Source organism: Streptomyces sparsus (assembly GCF_054776295.1).
Map to the genome: position 1 here is coordinate 1 of NZ_BAAHCA010000274.1, position 5,516 is coordinate 5,516.

Annotated in this window: 3 protein-coding genes; 1 reads left to right on the top strand and 2 read right to left on the bottom strand. The window is 72.4% G+C overall.

The window, feature by feature from the left end; translation table 11 throughout:
* Both ACYVE9_RS14215 and ACYVE9_RS14220 read right to left on the bottom strand, forming a co-directional pair.
* Positions 1-2,004, bottom strand: a 2,004-nt coding sequence (locus ACYVE9_RS14215; RefSeq protein ID WP_461028196.1) for a bifunctional [glutamine synthetase] adenylyltransferase/[glutamine synthetase]-adenylyl-L-tyrosine phosphorylase, incomplete at its 3' end; no start/stop codon positions are given.
* On the bottom strand, positions 2,004-3,365 hold the full coding sequence (locus ACYVE9_RS14220) for a glutamine synthetase family protein (RefSeq protein WP_461028197.1): 1,362 nt from the start codon (positions 3,363-3,365) through the stop codon (positions 2,004-2,006). The genes ACYVE9_RS14220 and ACYVE9_RS14215, both read right to left, overlap by 1 nt.
* A gap of 281 nt (positions 3,366-3,646) precedes the next feature.
* On the opposite strand from ACYVE9_RS14220, the gene ACYVE9_RS14225 reads away from it, so the two are divergent.
* Positions 3,647-5,422 (top strand): NAD+ synthase, encoded by a 1,776-nt coding sequence (locus tag ACYVE9_RS14225; protein WP_461028198.1) that lies wholly within the window; start codon positions 3,647-3,649, stop codon positions 5,420-5,422.
* The last annotated feature ends 94 nt before the right edge of the window (positions 5,423-5,516 follow it).

The following is a 5,516-nucleotide window of genomic DNA, read 5'->3' on the forward strand; positions in this document are numbered from 1 at the left end:
GGCCGCGCCGACGGCAAATTCGACACTGTCGGCGCGGCCCACGGCCGCCAGCACCTCCTGCACGAGCGCTTCCCGGCTGCGCGGCGCGAGCCCCTCCGGGCCGCCCAGCAGGGAGACCGCCTCCGGCGCGCGCATCAGCAGGTCGGGGGCGAACCGGCCGGCCGAGAGCACCCGGGCCAGGTTCTCCGCGGCGGCGCCCTCGTCCCGCAGCAGTCGCAGGTACCAGGGCGTCTTGCCGAGCGCGTCGGAGACCTTGCGGAAGCCCAGCAGGCCCGCGTCCGGGTCGGCGGAGTCGGCGAACCAGCCGAGCAGGACCGGCAGCAGGGTGCGCTGGATGGCGGCCTTGCGGCTCACACCCGAGGCGAGAGCCGCCAGGTGGCGCAGGGCGGCGGCCGGGTCGGCGTAACCGAGCGCCTCCAGGCGCTGCCGGGCGGCGGCGGTGGACAGCCGCGTCTCGCCCGCGTCGAGCTGCGCGACGGCGTCCAGCAGCGGACGGTAGAAGATCTTCTCGTGCAGCCGCCGGACGACCCCGGTGTGCCGTTTCCAGGCCCTGCTGAGTTCGGCGACCGGCGAGGTGCGGAATCCGGTGCCGCGGCCCAGCCGGCGCAGGTCCGCGTCGTCCTCCGGCATCAGGTGCGTACGCCGCAGGCGGTAGAGCTGGATGCGGTGCTCGATGGTGCGCAGGAAGCGGTAGGAGTCGTCGAGCGCGGCGGCGTCCTGCCGGCCCACGTAGCCGCCGTCGGCCAGCGCGGCGAGCGCGTCGAGAGTGGTGGAGCTGCGCAGGCTGGTGTCGCTGCGGCCGTGCACGAGTTGCAGGAGCTGGACGGCGAACTCGACGTCGCGCAGACCGCCCGGCCCCAGCTTCAGCTCCCGTTCGAGTTGCGCGGCCGGGATGCCCGCGACGACCCGGCGGCGCATCTGCTGCACGTCGGTGACGAAGTTGTCCCGCTCGGAGGCCTGCCAGACCATCGGTGCGACGGCCTGGCAGTACTGCTCACCCAGCGCCAGGTCGCCGGCCACCGGCCGGGCCTTCAGCAGTGCCTGGAACTCCCAGGTCTTCGCCCAGCGCTGGTAGTAGGCGAGATGGCTGGACAGGGTGCGCACCAGGGGGCCGTTGCGGCCCTCGGGGCGGAGGTTGGCGTCGACCGGCCAGATCGTGCCCTCCGCGGTGGTGTCGGCGCAGATCCGGGTCAGGTGGGCGGCGAGCCGGGTGGCGGCCTGCACGGCCAGGCCCTCGTCTGCGCCGCCGGCCGGCTCACCGACGAAGATCACGTCCACGTCGGAGACGTAGTTCAGCTCGCGCCCCCCGCACTTGCCCATGCCGATCACCGCGAGTCGGCACGTCCTGGCGTCCTCGGGCGCGGCGGCCTCCGCGATGGCGAGCGCGGCGCGCAGCGTGGCGGTGGCCAGGTCGGCGAGTTCGGCGGCGACCCGCTCGAAGTCGGTGGTGCCGCAGACGTCCCGGGCCGCGATGGTCAGCAGCGCCCGGCGGTAGGCGGCCCGCAGCCGGTCCGGGGTGTCGGCGCCGGCCAGGGCGGCTTCGAACTCCTCGACGCCCGGGTGCAGGTCGGCGGCCTCGTAGGTGACGAGGCACTGCCAGTCCGAGGGGTGGCGGGCGAGGTGGTCGCCCAGCGCCTCGGACGCGCCGAGCACCCCGAACAGGCGGTCGCGCAGCGGTTTGGCGGACCGCAGGGTGTCGAGCAGTTCCTGACGTGCGCTGTCCTCGGGCTGCGCCTCGGTGAGCCGCACGAGGCTGAGCAGGGCCAGGTCGGGGTCGGCCGTGCGGCCCAGCGCCTCCAGCAGCACGGTGTCCCCGTGCAGCGCCGCGAGGTGCGGCTCGGCGAGCAGCCGGGTGGCGGCGGCCGGGTCGGTGAAGCCCAACCGCAGCAACCTGGTGAACGTGCTGCTGCGCCGCCCGCCGTTGGAGGCGGGTCCGGCCGGGGCGGCGGGTTCCGTCGGCAGCGGATCTCCCTGGGGCGACGGGGGTTCGGGGTGCGCCGTCATCAGAGGACCGGCAGGGACTTCCGCAGTTCGAACGCGGTGACCTCGGAGCGGTACTCCTCCCACTCCTGCCGCTTGTTGCGGAGGAAGAAGTCGAAGACGTGCTCACCGAGCGTCTCGGCGACCAGTTCGCTGCGCTCCATCAGGTCGATGGCCTCGCCCAGGTTCTGCGGCAGCGGCGAGATGCCCATGGCCCGGCGTTCGGCGTCGGAGAGCGCCCAGACGTCGTCCTCGGCGCCCGGCGGCAGTTCGTAGCCCTCCTCGATGCCCTTGAGTCCGGCGGCGAGCAGCACCGCGTAGGCGAGGTAGGGGTTGCAGCCGGAGTCCAGCGACCGCATCTCGATGCGGGTCGAACCCGTCTTGCCGGGCTTGTACATGGGGACGCGGATCAGCGCGGACCGGTTGTTGTGGCCCCAGCAGATGTAGGAGGGGGCTTCGCCGCCGGCGCCCGCGGTGCGCTGCGCGCCGCCCCAGATGCGCTTGTAGGAGTTGACCCACTGGTTGGTGACGGCGGAGATCTCACCGGCGTGCTTGATCAGCCCGGCGATGAAGGACCGGCCCACCTTGGAGAGCTGGTACTCGGCGCCGGACTCGTGAAAGGCGTTGCGGTCGCCCTCGAAGAGCGAGAGGTGGGTGTGCATGCCGGAGCCGGGGAACTCGGAGAACGGCTTGGGCATGAAGGTGGCGTTGACGCCCTGCTCCAGCGCGACCTGCTTCATCACCAGGCGGAACGTCATGATGTTGTCTGCGGTGGTCAGCGCGTCGGCGTAGCGCAGGTCGATCTCCTGCTGGCCGGGCGCGCCCTCGTGGTGGGAGAACTCCACCGAGATGCCCATCGACTCCAGCATCGTGATGGCCTGGCGGCGGAAGTCCATGCCGACGTTCTGCGGCGTGTGGTCGAAGTACCCGGAGGAGTCGGCCGGCGTCGGCCGGGTGCCGTCGACCGGCTTGTTCTTCAGCAGGAAGAACTCGATCTCGGGGTGCGTGTAGAAGGTGAAGCCCAGGTCGGACGTGCGGGACAGGATGCGCTTGAGCACGTAGCGCGGGTCCGCGTAGGAGGGGGACCCGTCCGGCATCAGGATGTCGCAGAACATGCGGGCGGTACCGGGGGCCTCGGCGCGCCAGGGCAGGATCTGGAAGGTGCTGGGCGCCGGCTTGGCGATCATGTCCGATTCGTAGACCCGGGCGAAGCCCTCGATCGCGGACCCGTCGAAGCCGATCCCCTCGTCGAACGCCTGCTCCAGCTCGGCGGGGGCGACGGCCACGGACTTGAGGAAGCCCAGCACGTCGGTGAACCACAGTCGCACGAACCGGATGTCGCGCTCCTCGAGCGTCCGGAGCACGAATTCCTGCTGCTTGTCCATGGTCACCCATCCTTGCTGGTCGGCCGGGACTTTCCCGGTCGCCCGCGCGGGGCGACCCTGCACACCAGTATCACGGTGAGCCGTTACCGCCACATTACGCTGCGACCTGCGGCGGCCCGAAGCGCAGGTGGCCGCCGGAATACCCGGCGCGGCGCCACCGCGACGGGCGCGCGGGACGTCGGCCGGCGGCGACAGACCCCAGCCGCGCGGAGACAGGGCTGCACGCCGGGGCGGGGCGAGGCGTCAGGGCATCGCGTCACTCTGACGGTTACTCTGGGAGGGTGCCTCATCTACGTCTCGCCCTGAACCAGATCGACTCCACCGTCGGTGACCTCGCCGCGAACGCCGAGTCGGTGCTCCGATGGACCCGGCGCTCCGCCGAGCAGGGGGCCCAGTTGGCCGCCTTCCCGGAGATGGTGCTCACCGGCTACCCGGTGGAGGACCTCGCGCTGCGCTCGTCCTTCGTGGACGCCAGCCGGGAGGCGCTGCGCTCGCTGGCCGCCCGGCTGGACGCGGAGGGGCTGGGCGCCCTGCCGGTGGTCGTCGGGTACCTCGACCGTGTCGAGCAGGCCCAGCCGCGCTACGGCCAGCCGGCCGGTGCCCCGCAGAACGCCGCCGCGGTGCTGCACGAGGGCGAGGTCAAGCTGACCTTCGCCAAGCACCACCTGCCCAACTACGGCGTCTTCGACGAGTTCCGCTACTTCGTGCCCGGTGAGACGCTGCCGGTGATCCGGGTGGGCGGCGTCGACGTGGCACTGGCGATCTGCGAGGACCTCTGGCAGGACGGCGGCAGGGTCCCGGCGGCGCGTGCGGCGGGCGCGGGGCTGCTGCTGTCCGTCAACGCCTCGCCCTTCGAGCGGGACAAGGACGACACCCGGCTGGAACTGGTGCGCAAGCGCGCCCAGGAGGCGGGGTGCACCACCGCCTACCTGGCCATGGCCGGCGGCCAGGACGAGCTGGTCTTCGACGGTGACTCCATCGTGGTCGACCGGGACGGTGACGTGGTCGCCCGTGCCGCGCAGTTCGCGGAGCAGTGCCTGGTTCTCGACCTGGAACTCCCCGCGGCGGCCGAGCAGGCCCCGTCGGGCACGGTCGCGGACGGCCTGCGGATCGAGCACCGCGTCCTCTCGGGCGCCGCCGGCAGCGAGGCAGCGCCGTTGCCCGCGCCGGCGCGGGCGCCGCGGCTCGACGACGATGAGGAGGTGTACACCGCGCTGGTCACCGGGCTGGGCGCCTACGTGCGGAAGAACGGTTTCCGCTCGGTGCTGATCGGCCTGTCGGGCGGCATCGACTCGGCGCTGGTGGCCGCGATCGCCTGCGACGCGGTCGGGCCCGCGAACGTGTACGGGGTCTCCATGCCGTCGCGCTACTCCTCCGACCACTCACGCGGTGACGCGGCCGAACTGGCCAGGCGGACCGGGCTGAACTTCCGCACCCACTCCATCGCCCCGATGTTCGACGCCTACATGGAGTCCCTGGAGCTGACCGGTCTCGCGGAGGAGAACCTCCAGTCGCGGCTGCGCGGCACGATGCTGATGGGGCTGTCCAACCAGGAGGGCCACCTGGTGCTCGCCCCGGGCAACAAGTCCGAACTGGCCTGCGGCTACTCGACGTTGTACGGCGACTCGGTAGGCGGCTACGGGCCCATCAAGGACGTCTACAAGACGACGGTGTTCCGGCTGGCGAAGTGGCGCAACCGCGCCGCAGCCGAGCGCGGTGAGACGCCGCCGATCCCGGAGGCCTCGATCTCCAAGCCGCCGAGCGCCGAACTGCGCCCCGGCCAGGTGGACACCGACTCCCTGCCCGACTACGACGTGCTGGACCAGGTCCTGGAGCTGTACGTGGACCGGGACATGGGCGCCGCGGACATCGTCGCCCGCGGCTTCGACCCGGAGTTGGTGACCCGGGTGCTGCGGATGACGGACACCGCCGAGTACAAGCGGCGGCAGTACCCGCCGGGCACCAAGATCTCCGCGAAGGGCTTCGGCAAGGACCGCCGACTGCCCACCACCAACCGCTGGCGCGAGACGGCCGCCGAGGCCCGCACCGACAGCTGACCCGCGACGAGGGGGTACGGCCGGCACCCGCCGACCGCACCCCCTCGTCCGTGACGGACATCCGCGGCCCGGCGCCGGCCCGCGACACCCGCCC